Annotated in this window: 21 protein-coding genes; all 21 read right to left on the reverse strand. The window is 72.5% G+C overall.

Features of this window, described 5'->3' with window-relative positions:
* Positions 1-463 precede the first annotated feature (463 nt).
* The 21 genes from H4W31_RS39560 to H4W31_RS39660 all read right to left on the reverse strand — a co-directional run bounded on the left by H4W31_RS39560 (position 464) and on the right by H4W31_RS39660 (position 25,086).
* On the reverse strand, positions 464-2,317 hold the full coding sequence (locus H4W31_RS39560) for an AAA family ATPase (RefSeq protein WP_192771262.1): 1,854 nt from the start codon (positions 2,315-2,317) through the stop codon (positions 464-466).
* A gap of 135 nt (positions 2,318-2,452) precedes the next feature.
* Complete coding sequence (locus H4W31_RS39565) at positions 2,453-3,592, reverse strand: hypothetical protein (RefSeq protein ID WP_192771263.1); 1,140 nt, start codon at positions 3,590-3,592, stop codon at positions 2,453-2,455.
* 40 nt (positions 3,593-3,632) lie between these two features.
* Complete coding sequence (locus H4W31_RS39570) at positions 3,633-4,592, reverse strand: RluA family pseudouridine synthase (protein ID WP_192771264.1); 960 nt, start codon at positions 4,590-4,592, stop codon at positions 3,633-3,635.
* The gene (gene lspA, locus H4W31_RS39575; RefSeq protein ID WP_404825745.1) at positions 4,589-5,248 is read right to left on the reverse strand and encodes a signal peptidase II; all 660 of its coding nucleotides are present in this window, start codon (positions 5,246-5,248) and stop codon (positions 4,589-4,591) included. Before lspA ends, H4W31_RS39570 begins: the two co-directional genes overlap by 4 nt.
* Before the next feature lie 42 nt (positions 5,249-5,290).
* Positions 5,291-5,737: a TraR/DksA family transcriptional regulator gene (locus H4W31_RS39580; protein WP_192771265.1), complete on the reverse strand. Its 447-nt coding sequence runs from the start codon at positions 5,735-5,737 to the stop codon at positions 5,291-5,293.
* Between the two features lie 434 nt (positions 5,738-6,171).
* The gene (locus H4W31_RS39585) at positions 6,172-7,674 is read right to left on the reverse strand and encodes a potassium/proton antiporter (protein ID WP_192771266.1); all 1,503 of its coding nucleotides are present in this window, start codon (positions 7,672-7,674) and stop codon (positions 6,172-6,174) included.
* Between the two features lie 58 nt (positions 7,675-7,732).
* The gene (locus H4W31_RS39590) at positions 7,733-8,038 is read right to left on the reverse strand and encodes a DUF167 domain-containing protein (RefSeq protein WP_192771267.1); all 306 of its coding nucleotides are present in this window, start codon (positions 8,036-8,038) and stop codon (positions 7,733-7,735) included.
* Between the two features lie 41 nt (positions 8,039-8,079).
* Complete coding sequence (locus H4W31_RS39595) at positions 8,080-8,874, reverse strand: hypothetical protein (protein ID WP_192771268.1); 795 nt, start codon at positions 8,872-8,874, stop codon at positions 8,080-8,082.
* A 53-nt stretch (positions 8,875-8,927) separates the two neighbouring features.
* Positions 8,928-9,734, reverse strand: coding sequence for a DivIVA domain-containing protein (locus tag H4W31_RS39600; RefSeq protein ID WP_192771269.1), 807 nt, complete (start codon positions 9,732-9,734; stop codon positions 8,928-8,930).
* 52 nt (positions 9,735-9,786) lie between these two features.
* A complete protein-coding gene (locus H4W31_RS39605) occupies positions 9,787-10,083 on the reverse strand; it encodes a YggT family protein (protein WP_192772754.1) in 297 nt (98 codons plus the stop codon).
* A 30-nt stretch (positions 10,084-10,113) separates the two neighbouring features.
* The gene (locus H4W31_RS39610) at positions 10,114-10,815 is read right to left on the reverse strand and encodes a cell division protein SepF (RefSeq protein WP_192771270.1); all 702 of its coding nucleotides are present in this window, start codon (positions 10,813-10,815) and stop codon (positions 10,114-10,116) included.
* A 192-nt stretch (positions 10,816-11,007) separates the two neighbouring features.
* Positions 11,008-11,754, reverse strand: a complete 747-nt coding sequence (locus H4W31_RS39615; protein ID WP_192771271.1) for a YggS family pyridoxal phosphate-dependent enzyme — start codon at positions 11,752-11,754, stop codon at positions 11,008-11,010.
* A gap of 9 nt (positions 11,755-11,763) precedes the next feature.
* Positions 11,764-12,876, reverse strand: coding sequence for a cell division protein FtsZ (gene ftsZ / locus H4W31_RS39620; RefSeq protein WP_192771272.1), 1,113 nt, complete (start codon positions 12,874-12,876; stop codon positions 11,764-11,766).
* Between the two features lie 258 nt (positions 12,877-13,134).
* Positions 13,135-13,836: a cell division protein FtsQ/DivIB gene (locus tag H4W31_RS39625; RefSeq protein ID WP_318783660.1), complete on the reverse strand. Its 702-nt coding sequence runs from the start codon at positions 13,834-13,836 to the stop codon at positions 13,135-13,137.
* Positions 13,837-14,078: 242 nt separating this feature from the next.
* Entirely contained in the window at positions 14,079-15,587 is a 1,509-nt protein-coding gene (gene murC, locus H4W31_RS39630; RefSeq protein ID WP_192771273.1) for a UDP-N-acetylmuramate--L-alanine ligase, read from the reverse strand.
* Between the two features lie 103 nt (positions 15,588-15,690).
* Positions 15,691-16,797, reverse strand: a complete 1,107-nt coding sequence (gene murG, locus H4W31_RS39635) for an undecaprenyldiphospho-muramoylpentapeptide beta-N-acetylglucosaminyltransferase (protein ID WP_192771274.1) — start codon at positions 16,795-16,797, stop codon at positions 15,691-15,693.
* Positions 16,797-18,212 carry an FtsW/RodA/SpoVE family cell cycle protein gene (locus H4W31_RS39640; RefSeq protein ID WP_192772756.1) on the reverse strand — a complete coding sequence of 472 codons (1,416 nt, stop codon included), beginning with the start codon at positions 18,210-18,212 and terminating at the stop codon, positions 16,797-16,799. Before H4W31_RS39640 ends, murG begins: the two co-directional genes overlap by 1 nt.
* A gap of 471 nt (positions 18,213-18,683) precedes the next feature.
* Complete coding sequence (gene mraY / locus H4W31_RS39645) at positions 18,684-19,787, reverse strand: phospho-N-acetylmuramoyl-pentapeptide-transferase (RefSeq protein WP_192771275.1); 1,104 nt, start codon at positions 19,785-19,787, stop codon at positions 18,684-18,686.
* 40 nt (positions 19,788-19,827) lie between these two features.
* A complete protein-coding gene (locus tag H4W31_RS39650) occupies positions 19,828-21,234 on the reverse strand; it encodes a UDP-N-acetylmuramoyl-tripeptide--D-alanyl-D-alanine ligase (protein WP_192771276.1) in 1,407 nt (468 codons plus the stop codon).
* Entirely contained in the window at positions 21,231-22,799 is a 1,569-nt protein-coding gene (locus tag H4W31_RS39655) for a UDP-N-acetylmuramoyl-L-alanyl-D-glutamate--2,6-diaminopimelate ligase (protein WP_192771277.1), read from the reverse strand. The genes H4W31_RS39650 and H4W31_RS39655 overlap by 4 nt, the downstream gene beginning before the upstream one ends.
* A 52-nt stretch (positions 22,800-22,851) precedes the next feature.
* A complete protein-coding gene (locus H4W31_RS39660; protein ID WP_192771278.1) occupies positions 22,852-25,086 on the reverse strand; it encodes a peptidoglycan D,D-transpeptidase FtsI family protein in 2,235 nt (744 codons plus the stop codon).
* Between the last annotated feature and the right edge of the window lie 4 nt (positions 25,087-25,090).

The following is a 25,090-nucleotide window of genomic DNA, read 5'->3' on the forward strand; positions in this document are numbered from 1 at the left end:
CAGCCGGAACGGCACGATCCATGCCCTACGGCAGGACACCGTCCCCGGCGAAGCGCCACCGCCGGCCCCCGAGCCTAGTCCCCGGATCGTCCGGCCTCTAGGGGCCACACCCGCCGTCGCGAGCTGTCCCACATCCCGCCCGCGACACGCCGACCGACGCCACCGTTCCGGCCCGGACGGTGCCCTGATCCGGACCGGACAGCGGGACGATCCGGCCCGGCCGGAAGCGCGTCCCGGAACCGGTCGACCCGGCCGGGGACACGGCCCGGGACTCGGCGGGGACGCCGCAGGTGAGCAGGGTCCGGGTGCCGACACGGCCCGGAACTCGGCGGGGACACGGCCCGGGGACCGGCCGACCCGGGACCGGCCGACCCGGGACCGGCCGACCCGGGACCGGCCGACCCGATCCGGGCGACCCGATCCGGGCGACCCGATCCGGGCGACCCGATCCGGCGGCCGGCGGTCAGCGGGCGAAGGGCTCGATCATCATGGACGCCGCCTGGAGCCAGGCGTCCCGGGTCTCCTGCTGGAGATGGCCGTACTCGATGGACGAGCCGGTCTCCAGCGCCGGGTCGTACGGCACCACGGCGACCGCGCGGGTCCGGGTGGCGAAGTGCCGCTTCAGGTCGTCGAGCAACGGCGAGCGGCCCGGCGTCGGGCAGGAGAGCAGGGTCACCGCGTTGTCGGCCAGCTCGCCCATGCCGATCTCGTGCAGCAGGTCGAGCATCCAGTCCGCGGTGAACGCGGCGTCCTCCCGGGGGACCGTGGTGACCACCAACTGGTCGGCCGCGCGCAGCACCGTCTGCCAGTTGGCACTCTCCACGTTGTTGCCGGTGTCCACGCAGATGACGTCGTGGGTGCGGCGGAGCAGTTCCAGCACCCGGCGGACGGTGTGCTCGTCCAGCCGCTGGGCGAAGCGCGGGCTCTCCTCGCCGGCCAGCACGTCGTACGACCCGTCGGAGGCGTGCCGCAGGTAGTCGTCGAGTCGCTCGATCAGCTGTGGGTCGGGTAGCGCCTCGGTCTCGATCAGGTCGGCGACCAGGTGCCGGATCGTACGCGCGTGCCGGGCGCTCCCCGCCCGTAGCCCGAGCGTGCCGCGCAGTTCGTTGTCGTCCCAGGCGAGCACACCCCGGCCGCGCACACTGCCCACGGTCGCCGCCGCGAGGACGGTGGCCGTGGTCTTGTGCACGCCGCCCTTCGGGTTGGCGAAGGCGACCACCCGGGGCGTACCGAGGTCGCGTCGCAGTACGCCCATCGCGCGCTCGACCTCGGGATTCGACGATCGTTGCTGCCGCTCGATCCTGGCCAGGTAACCGGGCTCGACGCTGGCCCGCCGGGACACCTGGGCGTACCCGACGTCGGACGGCGGCGCCGGGGCGGGCGCGTCGCCCGGCGTCGTCGGCGGAGCCAGGATCGACGGCTGTCCGGCGGGTGGCATCGGCGGCGCGGGAGGTACCGGGGTCACCGGCGGCGACAGGGACGTGCGGGGAGCGGGGATCGACCGTCCCGGTGCCGCCGGTGGCAGCGCCGGCTGCGGCAGGGCGGGCATGGTCGGCGGGGCCGGGCGGCGGGCCAGCGGCGGCGGACCCGACGGGGGAGCCGGACGCGGGGCCGGGGCGACCGGCGGCGGAGGTTGGTAGCCGGTACCGAGGGCCGCGTACCGGGACTCGCCCGGGTAGCCCGGTTCCGTCGGATAGCCGGGCTCGGGTCGGTAGCCGGGATCGGACCGGTAGCCGGGGGCCGGCTGGTACGCGGAGTCGGGCCGTGGTTCGGGGCCGGTCCGGTAGCCGGAATCCGGCCGGCGCTCCGGCTCTGCCCGGTAACCGGATTCGGGCCGGAAGCCGGGATCGAGCCGGTAGCCCGGTTCCGGGCGGTAGCCGGGATCGGGCCGGCCGTAGCCGGGGTCGACCGGCCGGGCCGGAAGGCCCGGGTCGGCGGAGGGCGTCCGCCCGGGGTCCGGGCCGAAACCGGGATCCGGACGGTAGCCGCTCTCGAGCGCGGCGTAGCGGGATTCGCCGGAGTATCCGGGCTCGGGGCGATGTTCGGGCGCTACGCCGTAACCGGGCCCGGACAGGTAGCCGGGGCCGGACGGTTGGCCCGGGTCGGGTGCCGGGGCGCGCTCCGGCCGGCCGGGATACCCGGTGCCGGCGCCGCGCCCGGCGCCACGGCCGGGCTCCGGCGGCTGCTCCGGGCCCGGTCGTTCGTCGAGAACATGCTGCTCACCGGTGCGGCCACCGTGCAGGGCCCGATCGAGCAGCGCCCGCCAGCGCGGCGCTGATTCCGCCGGCCGGCCCCAGCCGGTCTCGGTGCCGTCCACGGCTCGCCCCTCCCAGCACCATCGGTCCCCGCCCTGACAGGCTACGAAGCAAACCCTATTCGGGCCACATCGGGAGCGCACCCACCACGGTCGGCGTGGCCACCGTCGAACAGTCGCCCTCGGACGTAACCATCGTCACGGTTCTCCGTCCGTCGGGCCGGAGGGCAGGCCCGACGTGGTGCTGGGCACCTCGGCCGACGGCACGTCGACCGACGGCCGGCCCGGCTCCGGATCCTCGAACGTCGGCGGGTCGACGGGATTCTCGCCGGTCGGCAGCGGATCGGGAAAGTCGGGGCCGGTCGTGCCCACCCCGGGGGTGGCCTCCGGCTCGGGGAGCGGATCGGTCGCGGCACCGGTCGACGGAACCGTGGTCGTCGTCCGGGCCGGCTCGTCACCCGGCGCGCCCGGCCCACCCGGGCCGGTCGGTTGCCCGGTCAGCCCGCCGCCGGCCGCCGGCATGCTGGCATCGGCCGGCGGGCGGACCACGTCGACCTGCTCCGGTAGCGGCGGGGTGAAGACCGTACGGTCCAACCGCTGCACCTCGGGGGCCGGATCGACGGCGCGGATCTCCGATCGGGCGGCGATCCGCTCCAGTGCGGCCGGCTCGCCCCGCACCACGGCGGCGTAGACGCAGGAGCAGCCGGCGCGGTAGGCGGTCGCCTCCTCCGAGGCGACCTGGGCCCCGCTCTCGTACCACTGCCGCAGGTCCCGCTCCGGTGTGCCGTCCCCGATCACGGCGGCGCCCCGCTCCTGGTAGTCCCGGACCTCCTGGTCCTTGCGCTCGGCGACCCGCAGCATCCCGGCGACCACGTCCTCGGGGATGCGGAACGCCGGAATACGCACGATCTGGGTCTGGGTACCCGGCCGCCACAACCGGCTGAAGACCTCGGAGACCGAGACCCCGGTCAACACCGGGGTCAACCGGTCCGGCGCCAGGTACGCCGACATGGTCACCAGGGCGTACGTCTGCCGGCTCGACTCGTCCGGTCCGGCGGCGAGCAGGGCCCGCAGCTCTCCCCGGCTGGACTCGACGTAGCCCGGAATGGACTGGCCCTGCGTCACCCCGACCCGGGTCACCTCGCCGACGGTCTGGTCGACGGCCGGCCGCCGATCGGCAGCCCACACCGCCGTGACGAGTACGGCGGCCGAACTGAGCAGCGCGACGGTGGTCAGCAGCCGGAGCCGCAGCCTGCCGTGCCCGAGCCGGGCCATCCCACGGGCCAGGGGCGGCAACAGTTGCCGGTCCAACTGTCGCAACAGGTCGCCGGGGCGCACGGGCGAAACTCCCCCTCGTCGGGTAACCGCTGACGGTCGGTCAGTCGCGCAGTTTGCGAAGCGCAACTTCCAGGTCGTCAGGGTAGTCGCTGACGAACCGAACCTGCTCGGCCGTACGGGGGTGCTCGAAGGCCAACTCGTGGGCGTGCAACCACTGTCGGGCAAGGCCGAGCCGGGCCGACAGGGTGGGATCGGCCCCGTATGTCAGATCGCCGACACAGGGATGCCGCAGGGTGGAGAGGTGCACCCGGATCTGGTGGGTCCGGCCGGTCTCCAGCCGTACGTCGAGCAGGCTCGCCGCCGGAAACGCCTCCAGGGTGTCGTAGTGGGTGATGCTGGGTTTGCCACCCGCCACCACCGCCCAGCGGTAGTCGTGGTGCGGATGGCGGTCGATCGGGGCGTCCACCGTCCCGCGCAGCGGGTCGAGATGGCCCTGGACCACCGCGTGGTACCGCTTCTCCACCTCCCGGGCCTTGAAGGCCCGTTTGAGGAGGCTGTACGCCTGCTCGCTCTTGGCCACCACCATCACGCCGGTGGTGCCGACGTCGAGCCGGTGCACGATCCCCTGCCGCTCGGCCGCGCCACTGGTCGCGATGGTGTGCCCGAGCGCGGCGAGCCCGCCGATCACCGTCGGCCCGGACCAACCCGGACTCGGATGTGCGGCCACGCCAACCGGCTTGTCGACCACCACGATGTCGTCGTCGGAGTAGACGATCCGCAGCCCCGGCACCGTCTCGGCGATGACCGTCGGCGCCGCGGCCGGTGCGGGCAGCACCACCTCCAGCCACGATCCGGCGGAGACCCGCTCGGACTTGAGTCGGGCTACACCGTCGACGAGCGCGTCGCCGGCCTCGACCAGCGCCGCCGCCGTGGTGCGGGAGAGGCCGAAGAGCCGGGAGACCGCCTGGTCCAGCCGCATGCCGTCGAGTCCGTCCGGCACGGGCAGGGACCGGACGTCTCCGGTGGGCCGGAGTTGGCCGGCGCCGTAGGTCGAGGTCATGCCCGGTCCTGCCGCTCGGTCTCGGCCGTGGCGTCGGCCTTCGGTTCGTCGTCCGGACCGGTGGCCGGGTCGGCCGCCTTGGGCCGGGCCCGGAGCCGGGTGCCGTCGCGCTGGCGGCCGGTGAGTTCCAGCAGCACCGCCAGGACGACACCGCTGACCAGAGCGCTGTCCGCGAGGTTGAAGATCGGCCAGACCTGCCCGTACGGGTCGAACAGGCTGACCATGTCGACCACGTGCCCGACGAACACCCCGGGAGCCCGGAAGATCCGGTCGGTCAGGTTGCCGAGGGCGCCGCCGAGTACCAGGCCCAGTGAGATCGCCCAGGGCAGCGAGCGCAGCCGGGCGGCCATCCAACCGATCCAACCGATCACCACGGCGGTGACCAGTGGGAACACCCAGGTGTGATCGGAGGCGAGACTGAACGCCGCCCCGCTGTTGCGGGTGAGCGTCAGGTACACGGCGCCGCCGAGCAGGCGTACCGGTTCCCGGTCGGAGAGTTCCGCCAGGGCCAGGTGCTTCGTACCGAGGTCGGCGAGCCAGGCCAGTACGGCGGTGGCCAGCAGGATGGTGACGGCGATCCGCCGCGCGCGCCCGGGGGTCGGCCGATCCGGGGACGAGCCGATGGGCCCTGCCTCGGTCGTCCGCTCGTCGTCGATGTTCAGCAGGGGTCCCTCTCTCCGTTCACGACCCGGCTGGGCTCACCGGCGCTCCTCCAACTGCTTGCACGAGACGCACAGCGTGGCGGATGGGAACGCGGCGAGCCGCTCCACCGGGATCGGATTGCCGCACCGCTCGCACCAGCCGTAGCTGCCCTCGTCAAGCCGCTCCAGGGCCCGCTCCACCTGAGTGATGCGTTCCAGGATGCTGTTGGCGAGGGTGATCTCCTGCTCCCGCTCGAACGTCTTGGTGCCGGTGTCGGCCTGGTCGTCCCCGGCCGAGTCGGTCAACCGGTCGCGCTGCAGCTCGGTGATCTCGCTCAACGTCTGATCGTACTCGCCGCGCAGTTCGTCGCGGCGGGCCGCCAGGGCGGCCCGGATCTTCTCGGTCTCCGCGGCGCTGCGGGCGGTCCTCGGCGCGGCCTTCGGTGCGGCCTTCGATGCCGACTTACGGCCGGCGGCGGTCCTGGTCTCGGCTGGCTTAGCCATCGTCGCTCCCTAGGCCGCGGACTCCGCGGCGATCGGCCGTGCCTGGACAGGATGCTCCGGTGCCCCGGCGGCGGATCGAGTGATCCTGTTCGGTCCGGTCGCTCCGGCGGGTGCGACCGGCGGGGTGGCGTCGACAGCGGACGGCGCCGTCGCCGGGCCGCTGGGTCGCCGGGTGTCGCCGTCGCGGGACGCCGACCGGTGGTCGGGCCTGCGGGGCCCTGAGCGACAAACCCGACCTTCCGGGTGTCTCACCCCCGACCTTCGCCCGCTCGCCCACGGCTTTGCCCCCAATTGCAAAACGGGCGCGGCGGGACGCCGCGCACTCCGGAGGTTGGCAAGAATACGGAACGTACAGACGTCCGACAACATGCCGCACCGATGTGACGCATTTCAGCCCGTAATAAACCACAAACCGGGCAAAAGGAACGGTAGCATTATTTGTCGCGATCGTCGCCGGACTCCCCAAACCAGCGCGCCAGCCGCCCGCGCCGGCTGACCGCCCGCAGCCGACGCTCGACGTCGTCCCGAACCCGCGCGGTCGCCACGATCAACACGCTGTCCCCGACCTTCAACCGGGTGTCCGGCGCCGGCACGAACCCGACGCCGTCCCGGGAGACCAACGTCACCGAGGCGCCGACCGGCAACCGCAGTTCGTCGAGGTGTACGCCGACCAGCCGGGAACCGGGCGGAATCTCCAACTGCAACAGGTCCGCCTGCATCCGCTCCAGCGGAGCCGTCTCCACCCGCAGTTCCGTCAACTCCGCCGGGGCGGTGATCCCCAGCCGGCGGGCCACCGGACCGAGGGTGCCGGCCTGCACCAACGTGAAGATCACCACCAGTACGAAGACCGTGTCGAAGAGTTGCTCGGCGCCCGGCAGGTTCTCCGAGAGCGGGATCGTGGCCAGCACGATCGGCACGGCCCCGCGCAGCCCCGCCCAGGACAGGAACGCCTGTTGCCGGGCCGGGACCCGGAACCCGAGAGCGCAGAACACCACCGACAGCGGCCGGGCCAGGAAGAGCAGCGCCAGCCCGGCGACCACCGCCGGCAACAGGGCGTCCACCAGTCGACCCGGCACGCTGAGCAGGCCGAGCAGCACGAACAGGCCGATCTGGGCGAGCCAGGCCAACCCGTCGGCGAACCCGAGAATCGCCTGCCGGTGCGGCAACCGGGAGTTGCCCAGCACCACCCCGGCCACGTAGACGGCGATGAATCCGGACGCGTGCAGCACGGTGGCGGCGCCGTACGCGAGCACGGTGAGCCCGACCGCGGCGATCGGATAGAGCCCGGACGACGGCAGGGCGGCCCGGCGCAACGTCCAGCGCCCGAGCATTCCCACACCGAAGCCGAGCACCGTGCCGAGGCTCAGTTCGTAACCGAGCACCAGTACCTCGTACCACCAGGGGTGCGCGCCGAGCCCGGAGGTGGAGAGGAGGACGACCAGCAGCACCGCCGGGGCGTCGTTCATCCCGGACTCGGCCTCCAGCGTCGCCACCAGCCGGGGTGGCAGCCGGAGCCAGCGCAGGGTGGCGAAGACCGCCGCCGCGTCGGTGGAGGAGAGCACCGCGCCGTAGAGCAGGGCGAGCCGCCAGTCCAGCCCGAGCAGGAAGTGGACCACCACGCCGACCACCGCGATGCTGACCACCACACCGACCGTGGCCAGCGTGGCGGCGATCCCGAGTACCGGCCGCACGGCGGTCCACCGCGAGGTCAGTCCCCCCTCGGCGATGATCACGATCAGCGCGCAGAAGCCGAGGGCGCGGGTCAGTTCGGCATCGTCGAACCGGATCCCTAACCCGGATTCACCGATGGCCACCCCGAGCGCGAGATAGACCAGCAGGCTGGGTAGTCCGAGCCGGGTCGACAGCCGGACGGCCCCGACGGCGACGAGCAGCACCGCGGCGCCGATCAGCAGCGCCATATCGAGCCGGTCGGTCACGGCAACCGCGCTCGGCACAGACCCGGGCCAGGGTCGGCGGATCGCCGGCCCCCAGCAGTCACTGCGCGGATCCGTCCCGCAGCTGGCGCAACCGCGCGTCGATCGCCGAGGTGAGGCCGTCGACCTGGAAGAGCTTGTCGCGGCTCGCCGCGCCGGTGCGGAGGCTGACCGCAGCCGGACGCAGCCCGAGCGTCTCGGCGAGCGCCCGCCGGGCGGCCTCGGTGGCCCGACCGTCGACCGCCGGCTGATGCACCGCGATCACCAACGCCGGGCCGTACGGGCCGTCGAACCGGCCGCCCACCCGAGCCCTGGACGAGCCGGGCTTGACCCGGACCGCAACGGTGACCGTCTCGGATCCGGCCATCGACCGGACCCGCCCACCGCCGTCCGACACCCCTGCCGCCGTCAGCCGCGACGGGCGTCGGCGAGCAGGAAGCTGTCCGGCTCGCAGCGCCCACACGGGCTGAATCCCAGCTCCACCGCCTCGCCCACCGGCACCGGCTCGCTCTCCCGGCTGTGCAGATGCGGGCAGTCGGCCAGGTGGTAGCGGGGTCGTCCGTCGACCACGTACACGTCGTCGACCAGCCCGGCCACCAGCGCCGCGTCGGCCTCGGAGACCACCTGTGCCGCCGGCTCGTCCGCCGGAACGGCGTCGTCGCCGGGCTCGCCCCGGCTCACCGGCCCGGAACCGGGCATCTCCGACGCGTTGGCCGGTTGCCGCCAGCCGGCGTCGTCGATGTCCGCGTCCGCGTCGGCCGGTTGCCGCCAGCCGGCGTCGTCGATGTCCGGGTCCATGCCGGACCGGTTGGCCTGGCCGGGTACCGCAACGTCGCGCGGATCGGTCAGCACCGGGCCCGCCACGTCGAACGGATCCGCCCCGCCGTCCCGACCAGCCCCGGCCAGCCGGGGATCGGTCGGTGCCATCCGGGTGCTGGTCGGTGGCCGGCGGCGGCTCGGTGCCGGCTCGCCCTCGCCGCCGTCGTCCAGCTCCACCCCGTCGTCGACGAACCGCTCGTCGTCGGCGGCGAAGCCGGTCCCGCCCCGGGCGCCGGCGGCCTGCCGGGCACCCACCACCAGCGCGACGGCGGCCAGCAGGCTGACCGCGATCGAGCCGATCAGCAGCCCGCTAGACCCACTCGCCAGACCGAGCACGAGCAGCATGACGGCGACGAGGATGAGCAGCAGACTGCCGACTATCACGGCTCACCCCCGACGCATCGTTTCCAGTTGTCGTTCCGTGTCGACCCGGTGGATCAGCGGCCGGTCTCGAGCGCACCGGACCGGCTTCCCCCGCCGTACGAGTTCGCCAGGCCCGCGGTCGCCAGCCCGGGGGTGCTGCCGCTGGACCGATTGCCGTCGGTCCGCGTCATCTCCACCTCCAGGCCCTGACCACGCCCGTCGAGATCCCGCAACTGGCTCTCCAGGTATGCCTTGAGCCGGGTCCGGTACTCGCGCTCGAACTGCTTGAGCTCCTCGATGTGCTTCTGCAGCGCGGTCCGCTTGGCGTCCAGGCCGCCCATCGCCTCCTGGTGCCGCTGGCGGGCGTCCCGCTCCAGCGCGTCGGCCTTGGCCCGCGCCTCGCGGGTGACCTCTTCGGCCTTGGTCCGCGCGTCGGAGAGCAGCTTGTCGGCCTCACGCCGGGCGTCGGAGACGTGGTCGTCAGCCGTACGCTGCGCCATCATCAGCACCCGGAGAGCCTGCTGCTCGCCGTCGCCGCCCACCGCCGGACCCCCCTGGGCCCGTACCTGCTCCAGCTCGGCCTGCATCGCGCGGGCGGCCTGCTCGGCCTGAGCCTTGTCCCGCTGCACCCGGTCGAGCTGGGCCTTCACATCGCCCAGCTCGGCGGCCAGGCGCGGATCGGCGCTCGGGCCGGCTGGCGCGCCGCCACGACCGCCGCGCTCCACCTGGGCGCGCAGCTCGTTGTTCTCTTCAATCAGACGGGCGAGCTCGCGCTCGACCTCGTCCAGAAACGCGTCGACTTCCTCCTCGTCATACCCCCGCTTGCCGATCGGCGGCTTCTTGAAGGCGACGTTGTGGACGTCGGCCGGGGTCAGCGGCATCGAAACTCCTCGGGTCAGTTGCGGCCGCGTGGCACGCCGGTCACCAGGTTGTTCAACTGACGATCAACGGCCTTAACACGAACTCCATCAGCACGAACAGGATAACCAGGAGCACAAGGGAGGCCAGGTCGATGCTCACGGTACCAATTCGCAATGGAGGGATCACACGCCTCAACGCCTTGAGAGGGGGATCAGTGACGCTCCACACCGACTCCATTCCGGCGGCCGCCCCTCGGCTGGGCTGCCAGCGGCGGCCGTACTGAAGGACGGCACTTAGGACAAAACGGCCCAAAAGCACCAGAAGGAAGACGTAGAGGATCAGGTAGAGGACCTGAAACAGGATGGACAGAAACACGGCAGGCGAGATCCCTCGTTCGGGCTAACTCAGGCTGAAAAACCCACCCTCAGCGATCTTGGCCTTGTCCTCAGCGGTGACCTGGACGTTGGCCGGTGAGAGTAGGAACACCCGATTGGTCACGCGCTCGATCGTACCGCGCAGCCCGAACGCCAAACCGGCGGCGAAATCCACCAATCGGCGGGCATCGGCCTCATCCATCTCGGTGAGGTTGATGATCACAGGTACACCATCGCGGAAGTGCTCCCCGATAGTGCGGCCCTCGCGGTAGGTGGTCACGTGCAGCGTGGTGATCTGGTAGCGCTGTTCTGGCTCCGCCGGCACCGCGCGCTCACGCAGCTGCGGCTGCGGTGCCAACGCGAGATTGTCCCGGGTCTGGTACGTCAACGCGCCCGACGGCTCCGCGTTGCCCGGCCGGCTGATCGACCGCACGCTCGACCGCTCCGTGCGCTCGTTCCGCTCCGGCCGATCGCCGTCCGACCGGTCGTGGTCGGTCGTCCGGGCGGCCGACCGTTCCGAGAGCCGGGTCCGTTCGCCGGCCCGGGACCGGGGCGGCGGCGGATCGTCCTGCTCCTCGTCCTCGTCAGCGAACTCGTCGGCGTACCGGCGCTGCCGGTAACGCGACTCGCGGTAGCCACTCTTCTCGTAGCCACCGTCGTCGTAGGCTCGCTCGTCGTCCTCCTCGACCAGTCCGAGCCAGACCCCCGCCTTGCGCAGTGCACCCATCCCGCGCCCCTCCGTCCGCCGTGCGACACACACCCCCCGTGCCGTGCCACTGTCACGCGCGTGAACACTGCCAGTGCCCACCGGCCTGAGACTTCAACCCCTGGCACGACCGCAAGCGGTCTCACCCCGACCCCCGCCAGCGGGGATGTCGTCTCAAACAACACTGATGTAGTTTGGTGTCCGGTTGTCAGGCTACCGCAGCGTGCTACGCATTCCGAGCAACGCGCTACCGATCCGCACATGTGTCGCGCCGTGGGCGATCGCCGGCTCCAGGTCACCGCTCATCCCGGCCGAGACGACCACCGCACCCGGATACCCGGCCCGCAGCCCGGCCGCGATCTCGGCCAGCCCGGCGAACGCCCGCTCCGGATCCCAGTCCAGCGGCGCCACCGCCATCACTCCGGCCAGCCGTAACGTCTCCCGCCCGGCGATCTCGGCGGCCACCGCGTCGATCTCCCGGTCCGGATCGTCCCCGCCCCGCAGCGCGCCGCCCCGGTCGACGGCACCGTCCAGGTTGACCTGGACCAACACCTCCAGCGGCCGGTCACGGTGCCGCTGCGCCGCGTCGGCGAGGGCGCCGGCCAGCCGTACGCTGTCGACCGAGTGGACCAGGTCGGCGTACCGCACCACCGAACGGGCCTTGTTGCGCTGCAACTGCCCGACGAAGTGCCACCGTACCCGGGCACCGGCCGACGCCACCTCGGCCGCCTTGGGCGCGGCGTCCTGGTCGCGGTTCTCCCCCACGTCCAGCACACCCAGCTCGGCCAGCAGGCGAACGTCGCTGGCCGGATACGTCTTGGTCACCGCGACCATGGTGACCTCGGCCGGATCCCGGTCGGCAGCGGCGCAGGCCGCGTCGATCCGGGACCGCACCCGGGCCAGGTTGACCGCGAGCTGCGCCCGGCGCTCGTCCAGCGCCGGGGAAGGGGCTTGGCTCATCTGCGGAGTTCAGGAACCGTTCTTGAGAAAGTCGGGCACGTCCACGTCGTCGAAGAGCACCCGACGCGGCGCCTGGCTCGGTGCCGACACCGGAGGTGGCGAAACCGGGACCGTGCTGTGCGGCGTCGTCGGCGTGCTCGCCTTGCGGGGCGGATCGGCCGGCTTGTACGCCGGAGTTCCGCCGTCGAAGCCGGCCGCGATCACAGTCACCCGGACCTCGTCGCCGAGCGCGTCGTCGATCACCGCACCGAAGATGATGTTCGCGTCCGGGTGGGCGGCGTCGGTGACCAGTTGTGCCGCGTCGTTGATCTCGAACAGGCCAAGGTCGGAGCCGCCGGCGATGGAGAGCAGCACTCCCCGGGCACCGTCCATGCTCTGCTCCAGCAGCGGGCTGGAGATGGCCGCCTCGGCCGCCTCCACCGCCCGGTTGTCCCCTCGGGCACTGCCGATGCCCATCAGCGCGCTGCCGGCGCCGCTCATCACGCTCTTCACGTCCGCGAAGTCCAGGTTGATCAGACCCGGCGTGGTGATCAGGTCGGTGATCCCCTGCACACCGGAGAGCAGCACCTGGTCGGCCTGCCGGAACGCGTCCATCATGCTGATGCCACGGTCGCCGAGGGCGAGCAGCCGGTCGTTCGGGATCACGATCAGGGTGTCGCACTGGTTGCGCAGCTCGTCGATGCCGGCCTCGGCCTGGACCTGGCGACGCTTCCCCTCGAAGGAGAACGGCCGGGTCACCACGCCGATGGTCAGCGCGCCGAGCTTGCGGGCGATGTTCGCCACCACCGGAGCGCCACCGGTACCCGTACCGCCGCCCTCACCGCAGGTGACGAAGACCATGTCGGCGCCCTTGAGCACCTCCTCGATCTCGTCGCGGTGGTCCTCGGCGGCGTTCTTGCCCACGTCGGGGTTGGCGCCGGCGCCCAGCCCCCGGGTCAGCTCCCGACCCACGTCGAGCTTGACGTCGGCGTCACTCATCAACAGCGCCTGCGCATCGGTGTTGATCGCGATGAACTCGACGCCCTTGAGTCCGACCTCGATCATCCGGTTCACGGCGTTGACTCCACCGCCGCCGATGCCGACGACCTTGATGACCGCCAGGTAGTTGTGCGGAGGTGTCATCGGGGTCCTTTCCTTCGATCTCGGCGGAGTGCCCACCCGCCCGGCGATCCGGCCGGGTCAAGGCCGACAACCATTCGGTACGAGGAGGCGAAGGGTAACCCTCACCCTCTACTAGAGGCTTACAGTTATGTCAACTATTTGATCCTCTCGGGGCAACGTATGCGGACGCGAGGCAGGAGCCAAGGACCCGCCCGGCGTGTCGGCGCGCCCACCGACAAACGTCTCGGGCGACCACCCCGGCCGAAGCGCCGAAACGGATCAGCGGATGGTCACCACGTCCGGGGTCCGGACATCGATGGTGTTGCCCTTCCTGGCCAGCAACGACGTCGCCACCTGAGACTTCGTGTCGCTGCGCGAGGCGTCACCCCAGAGCACCGTACGGCCGCCGCGCAGCTTCACGGTGATCCTGGCCGGTCCCTCCACCACCACCTCGGTGAGCCGTTCTCGCAGCTCCGGGCTCAACGCGGCGAGCACCGTCAGCGCCCCTGTCGTCGCCAGGTCGTCGGGACCGGGCGTACCGAGCCGGGCCAGCGGCAGCCCCGCCGGATGGTCGGAGCGGGTCTGGAACACCACTCCGGAACCGTCGATCACCACGAACCGGCGGTTCTGCGGCACCACCGCCACCGGGGTCCGCTCGACGAGTTCGACCAGGATGGTCCGGGGCCACTGTCGGGAAACCGTCACCCGGGCCACCGGGGGCAGCTCGGCCACCCGGTCCTCCACGGCGGCCAGGTCGATCCGGGCCAGCGGAACGCCGTCCGACAGCCGGGCCGCCTCGCGTACCTGCTCCGGGGTGACCAGGGCCGCACCGACGATCCGGAGCGTACGGAAGCCGAGCGCCGAGGTGCCGTACACGATCCCGGTGCCGACCAGGGCGACCACCAGCGCCCCGGCGAGCACCGTCCACGGCATCGCGGCGCGCATCCGCCGCTGCCGGGCCCGGGCCGTGAACCGGCGCACCGACGGCGGTACCGCGTCGCTGCCCGCCCGGACCAGCCGCCAGCCCCGACCGGCGGTCCGTCCCGCGCCGGGCCGGGCCGCGCCGGACCGGGGAGTCGCACCGGAACCGCCCCGGGGGGACCGCCCGGTCCCCCGCCCGCCGGAGCCTCGCCCGCCGGATGAGCCCCGCCCGGCTGGGGCCGGACCACCGGACCGGCCGCCCGGCGTCGGTCCGCCGGCCCGGCCGCGAGGCGAGCCGGGGCTCATCCGGCGTCGGTGGCCGCTGCGTCCGGCCCGACCGGCCCCACTCCGCCGGCACCCGGCAGCCGGGTCTGCGCCGGATCGCTGGCGGCGGAGGTACCGGAGAGCGCGTCGAGCAGGTCGTCACCCATCAGCGAGATCGGCGGTGCGCCCATCGTCACCACCACGTCCCCGCGCCGGGCCCGCCGGGCCACCTCGGCCGGCACGTCCTCCCAGGAGGGCATGAAGATCTTCCGTTCGGCCGGCAGCGTGATCGCCTCGGTGAGCGCGGCCCCGCCCTCGCCGGGCGCCCGGACCTCACCCGGCCCGAAGACCTCCAGCACCACCGCCTCGTCGGCGATCGCCAGCGCGGCGGCCAGCTCGGTCTGGAGGTCGCGGGTGCGGTAGACCCGGTACGGCTGGAAGACGACGACCACCCGCCCGTCACCGGCCACCTCACGCAGCGTCTTCAGCGCGGCGGTCATCGACGTCGGGTGGTACGCGTACTCGTCGTACACCTGGATGCCGGCGACGACACCCTTGCGCTCGAACCGGCGGCGTACCCCGGGGAAGGAGGCCAGCGTCGAGACGACCGAGTCCAGCCCGAGGCCGAGCTTGCGGGCGGTGAGGACCGCCGAGGCGCTGTTCAGCCCGATGTGGGCCCCGGGCACCGGCAGCCGGATCTCGCCCAGCGACTCCCCGTCCAGGGCGGCGAGATAGCGTACGCCGCCGGCCGACGAGACCAGTTCGGTCAGCCGCAGGTCAGCGTCCTGCGCCGTACCGTAGGTGTAGACCGTACGACCCTCGGAGCGGAGCACCTCGGCCATCCGCCGGGTACCCGGGTCGTCCGCACAGGTCACCACGAACCCGTCCGGGTCGGTCAGCCGGGCGAAGTCCGCGAACGCCTGCTCCAGCCCGGCGTAGTCGCCGTAGGTGTTGAGATGGTCCGCGTCGATGTTGGTGATTATCGAGACGTACGGCCGGTAGAGCAGGAACGACCGGTCGCTCTCGTCGGCCTCCGCGATGAAGTACTCGCCGCTGCCGTGGTGGGCGTTGGATCCGACCTCGGAGATCTCGCCGCCGATCACGAACGACGGGTCCTGGCCGGCGTGCTGCATGATCAGCGTGACCATCGAGGTGGTGGTGGTCTTGCCGTGGGTACCGGCGACCGCGATGGTGCGCCGGCCCGTCATCGCGGCGGCCAGCGCCTCCGACCGGTGCAGCACCCGCAGCCCGCGCTCCCGTGCCTCGACCAGTTCCAGGTGGTCGGACGGGATCGCGGTGGAGTAGACGACCGTGTCGACGCCGTCCAGGTTGGTCCGCGCGTGGGTCATGTGGATGGTGCCGCCCAGCGCCCGCAGTCCGGCCAGCGCCGGCCACTCCCGCAACTCGCTGCCGGAGACCTGGATGCCCCGGGTCAGCAGCAGCCGGGCCAGGCCGCTCATGCCGACCCCGCCGACCCCGATCAGATGGATCGTGCCCAGGTCCTCGGCCGCCAGCGTGCCGACCGGGCTGAACTGCGCGGTGTTCATAGCGCCAGCCTTCCACTTCCGGGCCGCCCGGTCATCGGGTCGTCCTCCTTTGCGACCACCAGCCCGTGGACCGGGCCGGATCCGTACCTCGGCGCCGACCCGGTCACCGGGCCACCGCCTCGTAGACGAAGTCGAGCAGCGCCTCGTCGCCGTCGCGCCGGCCGTACGCCGCCGCCGCCGCGCCCATCGCCGCCAACCGAGCCGGATCGCGGATCAGCGGGATGATGTTCTGCTCGACCCAGCCCGCCGTCATCTCGGCGTCGTCCACCAGCAGGCCGCCGCCCGCCTCGACCACCGGCAGGGCGTTGCGCTTCTGCTCCTGGTTACTGTGCGGGTACGGCACGTAGACGGTGGGCAGCCCGATCGCCGCTACCTCGGCACAGGTCATCGCGCCGCCCCGGCCCAGCATCAGGTCGGCGGCGGCGTAGCCCAGTTCCATCTGCGAGAGGTACGGCAGCGTCACGTACGGCACCGGCAGGTCGTGCGGCAGCGCCACGGGCTCGTTACGGGCCCCGATCACGTGCAGTACCTGCACTCCGGCGGCGGCGAGCGCCTTGGCGCCCTCGGCGACGGCCAGGTTGATCGAACGGGCGCCCTGTGAGCCACCGGCGACGAACAGGGTCGGCAGGTCGGGATGGAGGCCGAACTGCCGGCGTGCCTCGGCCTGCTGCCGTGCCCGGTCCAGGGTGGTGATCCCGCGCCGCAGCGGTACGCCGACCACCCGGGCGTCGCGCAGCGAGTCGGCCTGGGCCGGCTGGTGCGGGAAGCCGACCGCCACGTGCTTGGTGAACTTCATGCCGAGCCGGTTGGCCACCCCCGGCGGCACGTTGACCTCGTGGATCACGATCGGCAGTTCCCGGCGCCACGCGGCAAGGTAGCCGGGCACCGAGACGTAGCCGCCGAACCCGATGACCACGTTGGCCTGCACCTCGTCGATCACCTTGCCGGCGGCCCGGGAGGCCTTCCACATCCGGTCCGGAGTACGCATCAGGTTCATGTTGACCGAACGCGGGAGTTGATACGCCGGGATCTGCCGCAGATCGTAGCCATGTGGCGGAATCAGGTCGTTCTCAAGCCCTCTCGGGGTACCGAGGCAGGTGATGCGGACGCCCGGGTCGTGTCGACGCAGACAGTCGGCGAAGGCCAGCAACGGGTAGATGTGGCCGCCCGTGCCTCCTCCCGCGAGCACCACCGACCGCAGCGGACCCATCAGCGTCTCCTCTCGCTCGCCGTACCGGCGCGCCCTTTCCTGGCCCGGCCACCCGCCGGTCCGGCCTCGGTCTCCCGCCGCTTCCCGGCTCCGGATACGGGCTCCCGACGGGCCGGCGCGGGGACCTTCCCCCGGCGGCGCGCCGGCGGAATCGGCGGCAACGGGGCCCACACTAGTCGGACCCAACGGGGCGCCGGGCGGGCGTGCAGGGCTCGCGCGGCGTCCGGTTCGGCGCGGGCGAACGAGGCCAGCATGCCGATCGCGGCCAGGGTCACCACGAGGGCACTACCGCCGTCGGAGATGAACGGAAGCGGCAGCCCGGTGATCGGCAGCAGGCCGACGACGCCACCGATGTTGATCACGGCCTGGCTGACCAGCCAGGCCGTCGCGGCGGTGGCGGCCAGCCGGCGGAACGGATCGGCCACCCGGCGGGCGATCCGCAACCCGGTGTACGCCAGCACGGCGAACAGGCTCAGCACCACCACACAGCCGACCACGCCCAGTTCCTCGGCCAGGATGGCGAAGATGAAGTCGTTGTGCGCCTCGGGCAGCCAGTTCCACTTCAGGCTGCTCTTGCCCAGCCCCACGCCGAACCAGCCGCCGTTGTCGATCGCGTACCGGGCCTGGAAGTACTGGTAGCAGTCGTTGAGCCCGCACTCCTGCGGCGGTGGCGGGTTGAAGAACGTGGTGAGCCGGGCGAGCCGGTAGTTGGGACCGCCGTCGCCGCTCGACCCGGCGCCGATCGAGGCGGCGGCGACCAGCAGCCCGACGCCGAGCAGCCCGAAGATCGACAGGGTGGCGAAGATCCGCTTTCGGATGCCGGCCGCCCAGAGCAGGCCGACCAGCACGGCGAGCAGGCAGAGCATGGTGCCGAGGTCGTTGTAGCCGACCAGCAGGAACAGCAGTCCCACCACCGGGAACAGCGGGGTGGCGAGCTCCCGCCACCAGCCCAGTGCGGCCCCCTTGCGGGCGATCATGTCGGCACCCCAGAGCACCAGGCCGAACTTCGCCAACTCGGAGGGCTGCACCTGGATCGGGCCGATGTACAGCCAGAGCAGCCTGGCCTCCAGCGGCCCGAGGCTGGCGTCCCCGCCGTCGCCGTTCAGCTTGTCGAACAGGTGCAGGATGTCCAGCACCACCAGCAGCACCACGGCGACGCCGAGGGTCGGCAGCCCGACCGCCCGGAACGTCCTGGCCGGCAGGCGCTGGCAGATCCAGAACGCGCCCAGCCCGATGAGCGCGAAGAGCGCCTGCTTGGCGAGCATCGCGAAGGCGTTGCCGTCGGTGGCGTACGCCCGGACGCTGGTGGCCGAGAAGACCATCGTCAGCCCGATCAGCAGCAGCAGCCCCGAGCTGGAGATGAGCAGGTAGTAGGAGGCGAGCGGGCGGGCCAGCAGCCCACGCAGGGCGGCCAGACCGCCGGCCAGGTCGACCCCGGCCGGCTGGCCGGACGCCGGTTTCGCCCCGGCGCCGTCCGTCGTACGCCCACCACCTGGAGCCGGACGGCCGGAGTTCTCCCCCGTACGCCCGCTGCCCGGAGCCGGACGCCCGGCGTTGTCTCCCGTGGTACGCCCACCGCCCGACGCCGGGCGCTCGTTACCGTCGCCCGGACGGCCACCACCGTCATCCGCGCGCGCACCGCCGGAGCCCGTACGCCCGCCGCCGGAAGCGGCCGGGCCGGTCTGCCGGCGGAACTGGTCCTCGGTCACCGCGTCGACCCCCCGTCCTCCCCCATCCGCCCATCATCGGCGTTGGCCCCGCCGGCCCGGCGCAGGTGCCCGGCCGGCGTGTCGGATCGGAGCCGGATCCCGTTCGCCCGTAAGCCGGTCCCGTTTCCGTTCCCGGAGAACGGCTGCGGGTCAGGTGGTCGCGGCGGAGGACGTCGCTCAGGTGGTCGAGGCGAGGAACTCGCTGTAGAAAAGGCCGAGCGCGATGGCCACCCCGATCCCGGCGATGATCCAGAACCGGACGACGATGTTGACCTCGCTCCAGCCGGCCAACTCGAAGTGGTGCTGCAACGGCGACATTCGGAACACGCGTTTACCGGTGGTCCGGAACGAGATGATCTGGATGACCACCGACATCGTGATGATGACGAAGAGGCCGCCGAGGATCAGCAGCAGGATGACCGTCCGGGTGGCCATCGCCATTCCGGCGATCAGCCCGCCCAGGCCGAGTGCTCCGGTGTCGCCCATGAAGATCCGGGCCGGCGAGGTGTTCCACCAGAGGAAGCCGACACAGGCCCCGGCCGCCGCCCCGGCGATCAACGCGATCTCCAACGGATCTCGCACCGTGTAGCAGTAGGCCCCGCCCCGGGCGTAGTCCGTGTCCGCGCACCAGTGCCGGTACTGCCAGAACGCGATCAGGGCGTACGCGGCGAGCACCATCACCGAGGCACCGGTGGCCAGCCCGTCCAGCCCGTCGGTCAGGTTCACCCCGTTGGTCGTCGACATCACCACGAAGATGAAGATGACGACCGAGGCGACCTTGCCCACCTCCAGGGCGTTGATGTCCCGGATGAAGGAGAGCGCGGTGCTGCCGACGGTCGCGCCTGCCGTGCTCGGGAAGTAGAGCGCGACCACTCCGAAGACCGCGCCGACCAGGATCTGCCCGAGCAGCTTGCCGCGCTTGTTCAGGCCGGCGCTGTTCCGTTTGCGTACCTTGAGGAAGTCGTCGATGAAGCCGACGGCACCGGAGAAGACCATCAGGCCCAGCAGCACCAGTGCGGTGATGGTCGGGGTGACCTGGGCGATCTGCGCCTCGGGCAGGGTGGTCAGGGCGAGGTGCCCGGCGACGTACGCGATCACCGTGGCGACGATGAAGACGACCCCGCCCATCGTCGGGGTGCCCTTCTTGCCCTGGTGCATGATCGGGCCGTCGGCGCGGATCGGCTGACCGGCCTTCAACCGGGTGAACACCTTGATCGCGACCGGTGTGGCGAAGAGCGAGATCAGGAACGCCACGAAGATGGCGACGATGACCGCCCTCACGCCGGCACGCCGTCCGCCGGAACCGCCCCGACCAGATCGCTCATCGGGACCCGCCCGTGGACTGGGCGGCCTCGGCGCGCAGCGCGTCGGCCACCTCCCAGGTGCGGTAGCGCGAGCCCTTCACCAGGACGACGTCGCCCGGCCGCAGCTCGCGCCGCAGCTCCACGACCGCCGCCTGCTGATCGGTAACCAGCACCGACTCTCCTCCCCAATCCGCCACTGCCACCGCCCCGTCGTGAATCGGCGTGGCAAGTTCACCGACCACCAACAACCGATCGACGCCCAGTTCGGCCGCGAGCTGGCCGACCTCGACGTGTCCGTCCCGCTCGTACTCACCCAGTTCGGCCATGTAGCCGAGCACCGCGATGGTCCGCCGCCGCGCACCCATGCCGGCCAGCGCACGCAGCGCGGCGGTCGTGGACGCGGGGTTGGCGTTGTACGAGTCGTCGATCACCGTCACCCCGTCGGTGCGGTCGAAGACGTCCATCCGGCGGGTCGAGGGCAGGCCCAGCGTGCCGAGCGCCTCGGCCAGTTCGGCCAGCGGCATGCCGAGTTCCAGCGCCACCGCCGCCGCGGCGAGCGAGTTCCCCACCTGGTGCCGCCCGCTGATGCCGAGCCGGACCGCCGCCCGCCCGGCCGGGGTGACCAGGGTGTACGACGCCCGTCCCCGGTCGTCCACGGTCACGTCCACGGCCCGGATCTCGGCGTCGGACGCCTCACCCACCAGTACGGTCCGGGCGGCGGTACGGGCCGCCATGGCGCGTACCCGGGGGTCGTCGGCGTTGAGCACCGCGAGCCCGTCGGCCGGCAACCCCTCGACCAGTTCGCCCTTCGCCTCGGCGATCGCCTCGACGGAACCGAACTCGCCGATGTGCGACGACCCGACGTTGATCACCACGGCGATCCGGGGCGGTGCCACCTCGCACAGGTAGCGGACGTGTCCCAGCCCCCGGGCGCCCTTCTCCAGCACCAGGAACCGGGTGTCGGCGTCGGCCTGCAACGCCGTGTACGGGTGCCCCAGCTCGTTGTTGAACGACCCGGGCGGCGCGACCGTGGCGCCGAGCCGGACGGTGAGCTGGGCGATCAGGTCCTTGGTGGTGGTCTTGCCGGACGAACCGGTCAGCCCGATCACCGTCAGTGCGGGCAGCCGGTCCAGCACCGCCCTGGCCAGCCGGCCCAACGCGGCGCGCGGGTCGTCGACCAGCACCATGGGCACGCCGTCGACCGCCCGGGAGCCGAGCACCGCCACCGCGCCGCCGTCGGAGACCGCTCCCGCCGCGTAGTCGTGGCCGTCCACCTTCTCGCCCGGGAACGCCACGAAGAGCCCGCCGGGACGCACCTTGCGGGAGTCGAACTCGACCGGGCCGGTGACCTGCGCCTGCGGGTCGGCCCCCGCCAGTCGGCCGTCGACGGCGGCGGCCAGTTCGGCCAGGGTCATCGGGATCACGGCGCCACCTCCGAGTTTTCGAACCGGGCGGCGAGCGCGGCGGCCAACTCGACCCGGTCGTCGAACGGGTACGTCCGGCCGGCGATCTCCTGGCCCCGCTCGTGGCCCTTGCCGAGCACCGCGATCACGTCGTCGGGTTCGGCGAGCCGGACCGCCTCGTCGATGGCGGCGCGGCGGCCGGCCACCTCCAGGACCCCGGCCGAGGTGCCGGCCCGCTCGGCGCCACGCCGGACCTCGGCCCGGATCAGCGCCGGGTCCTCGGTCCGCGGGTTGTCGTCGGTGACCACCACCAGGTCGGCCCCGTTCGCCGCGGCGGCGCCCATCAGCGACCGCTTGCCGTGGTCACGGTCGCCACCGGAACCGATCACGCAGATCAGCCGGTTGCCGGAGGTGGTCAGGTCGCGCAGTGCGGTGAGGGCGGCGACGACCGCGTCCGGGGTGTGCGCGAAGTCGACGACGCCGCGCACCGGTCCGGGCGCGTCTACCAGTTCGAGCCGGCCGGGCACCCCCGGGCAGGCGGCGACGCCGTCGGCCGCGACCGTCGGGGCGACCCCGGCGGCGACCAGGACGGCGATCGCGAGCAGCGCGTTGGCGACGTTGTGCCGGCCCGGCAGCGCCACCCCCGCCGGGACCGGCGAGCCACCCGGGCCGAACGCGGTGAAGGTCTGGGTGTAGCCGGACTCGTTGACCTCGCCGGCCCGCCAGGTCGCGTCCGGGTTCCCGGCGGCGGAGTAGGTGGTGGTGCCCGGCCTGACCAGTGGGCGCAGCGCCGGATCGTCGTGGTTGAGCACCTCGGCCGCACACCTGCCGTCGAACAGCCGCGCCTTGGCCGCGAAGTAGTCCGCGACGTCGGCGTGGAAGTCCAGGTGGTCGTGGCCGAAATTGGTGTAGCCGCCGACCGCGAACCGCACCCCGCCGACCCGGCCCATCGCCAGGGCGTGGCTGGAGACCTCCATCGCCACGGCGGTGACCCCGCGTTCCCGGGCCGCCGCCAGCATGGCGTGCAGGTCCGTCGCCTCCGGAGTGGTCCGGACGCTCTCCACGGTCAGGTCGCCGAGGCGGCACTCCACGGTGCCGATCAGCCCGGTGACGTGACCGGCGGCCCGCAGCCCTGACTCGATCAGGTAGGTGGTGCTGGTCTTCCCGGCGGTGCCGGTGATCCCGATGACGGTCATCGCGGCGGTCGGATCGCCGTAGACCGCGCTGGCGACCTCGCCGAGCACCGCCCGGGGGTCCGGTACGACCAGGGCGGGAAGCCCGGCCTCGGCCGCCGCCGCAGCGCCGGCCGGATCGGTCAGTACGGCCACCGCGCCCGCCGCCGCGGCCGCCGCGACGAATTCGGCGCCGTGCCGGCGGGCCCCGGGCAGCGCCGCGTACAGGTCGCCGGGGCGGACCTCGGTACTGGCGTGGGTCACACCGGTGATCGTCACGTCGGCGGTATCCGACGGCGACTCGGCGGCGACTCGCGCGACGAGATCGGCGAGCCGGAGCGGCGTCACGGCGCGGGGACGGGGATTGCCGGGCACGGCGTCAGACCCTACCCCGTCGGGGGGTCCACCCCGCACAGCCGCCCCGGTGGTTTGCCCGCACCCACCGATGATGTCCCGTTTCGGCTGGTCAACGCGGATAGACGACGAACTTGGGCGGTGCGCTGCCGGTCGACGGCACCCGATAGTGGCGCAGCACGTAGTTCATCATCTCCTTGAACGCCGGGGCGGAGATGTCTCCACCGCCGCCGCCCGGGGTGTAGCCGAAGACCGCGATCACGTAGCGCGGCTGGTCCGCCTGGTCCATCCCGATGAACGAGGCGACCTCACCGCCGACGTACTCGCCGTTCACCACCCGCAGTCCGGTGCCGGTCTTGCCCGCCACCCGGTAGCCCGGGATCGCCGCCTGGGTACCGGTGCCGCCCTCGATGGTCACCGGCGCCTCCATCAACCGGCGCAGGGCGGCGGCGTTGGTCGGGCTGATCACCTGTCGGGTCTCCGGTGTCGTCGCGGGCTTCCGCTTGCCGTCCGGGCCGATGATCTCGCGTACCAGGTGGGGCTGCACCCACTTGCCGTCGTTGGCGATCGCGGCGTACGCGGCGGCCATCTGCAGGGGCGTGACGTCGACGCTGTGTCCGATCGGCACCGACCCGTACGTCGACTCGCTGTACTCCGACGGTTTGAGCACCCGGCCGGACGCCTCGCCGAGCACTCCCTCGCCGGTGGGCTGGCCCAGCCCGAACTTGAGCTGGTACTCGTAGAGCTTCTGCGCGCCGAGCTTCTCGGCGATCTTGATCGTGCCCACGTTGGAGGAGTACCCCAGCATGCCCGCCACGCTCAGTTTCCTGCCCCCGACGGGGTGGGTGTCCGGGAAGGGCTCGCCGCCCTTGCGGATCACGCTCGGGACCGGCCAGGCGGTGTCCGGAGTGATCACACCCTCCTCCAGCCCGGCACCGAAGACGAGGGCCTTGTGCACCGATCCGGGGTCGACGACGAAGCTGGTGGCGGCGTCGTCGCGGTCGGTGGCCCGGTACTTCCGCCAGTCGGCCGCGTCGTACGTCGGGTAGCTGGCCTGGGCCAGCACCTCGCCGCTGCGTACGTCGAGCACCACCGCCGCACCGATGGTGCCGTCCACCTCCAGCATCCGGTCGGTCAGGATCCGCTGCACCGTGTACTGGAGGTCCCGGTCGATGGTGAGTTCCAGCGAACTGCCCGGCTGTGCCTTGACAACCCGGCTGTAGCCGCCCGGGATCTCGGCGGCCAGTTCGCCGTTGCCCACCTCGTACTCCCGCTTGCCGTTCACTCCGCGCAGCAGGTCGTCGTAGCCGGCCTCGATGCCCTCCAGGCCGTCGAGGTCCTGACTGGTGAAGCCGATCAGGTTGGCGGCCAGGTCGCCGCCGGGCACCTCGCGTCGTTCGTCCCGGCCGGTGGCGATCCCGCCCAGGTTGAGTTCCATGATCTTCTCGGCGGTGCCGATCTCGACCCCACGGGCGAGGTACTCGAACTCCGAGGGGCGCCCGTCCGGCCGCTTCTGCTTCTTCATCCGCGCGGCCAGGTCGGAGGCCGGAAGGCCGAGCAGCGGCGACAGGGTCGCGGCGGTACGGGCGGGATCCTCGATCAACTGGGGGTCGGCGTAGACGTACCGGGCCTCCACGCTCCGGGCCAGCGGCGCTCCGGACCGGTCGTAGATGGCGCCCCGGGGTGCCGGCAGGACGACCTGGCGGACCCGGTCGTTGACCCCGCCGCCGTCGTACTCGGGGGCGTCCACGACCTGGAGCGCGACCAGCCGGATGCCGATGGTGGTGAACATGGCGAGCGCGAGCAGGGTGCCGAGGCGCAGCCGCCGGTGCGGGTCGGCCAGTCGGGGTGGCCGGCGGGGCCGACGCCCCGGCCGGCGGGTGGGGGCGGCGGCCCGGGTCGGGCCACCGGCGCCGTCGGCCGGACGCCGCCGGACCGGCTTCGCCACGTCGCCGCCCCGGACCGGGCGCGGGGTGATGGTGCGGCCGGTGCCGGTCGCGGCGACCCGCCGGGTGGTCCGCGAGGCGCCGGTCCGACCACCGTCGAGCACCTGCAACGCGGGCCGGAACGGGTCCGCCGATCGGCTGGACCGGGGAGTACGCCGGGACCGGCCGGCGGCGTCGCCACCGGCCGGCACCGGTCGGGTGGGTTCGGGGTTGTCCCGCACGGTACGACCGCGCGGGGTGTAGGCGCGGGCGTCGGAGATACCGCCGAGACCCGACCCGGAACCGGAGCGCCCGCCGTGGCCGGCGCCGCGTTCGTCCGGCTCCCGACCGCCACCCGTACGTGACGAGCCGCGCCGGGACACCGAAGCGTCCCGGCGCGGCTCCTCGGACCGCGGTGCCATCCTG

The sequence above is a fragment of the Plantactinospora soyae genome (assembly GCF_014874095.1).
Classification (GTDB): domain Bacteria; phylum Actinomycetota; class Actinomycetes; order Mycobacteriales; family Micromonosporaceae; genus Plantactinospora; species Plantactinospora soyae.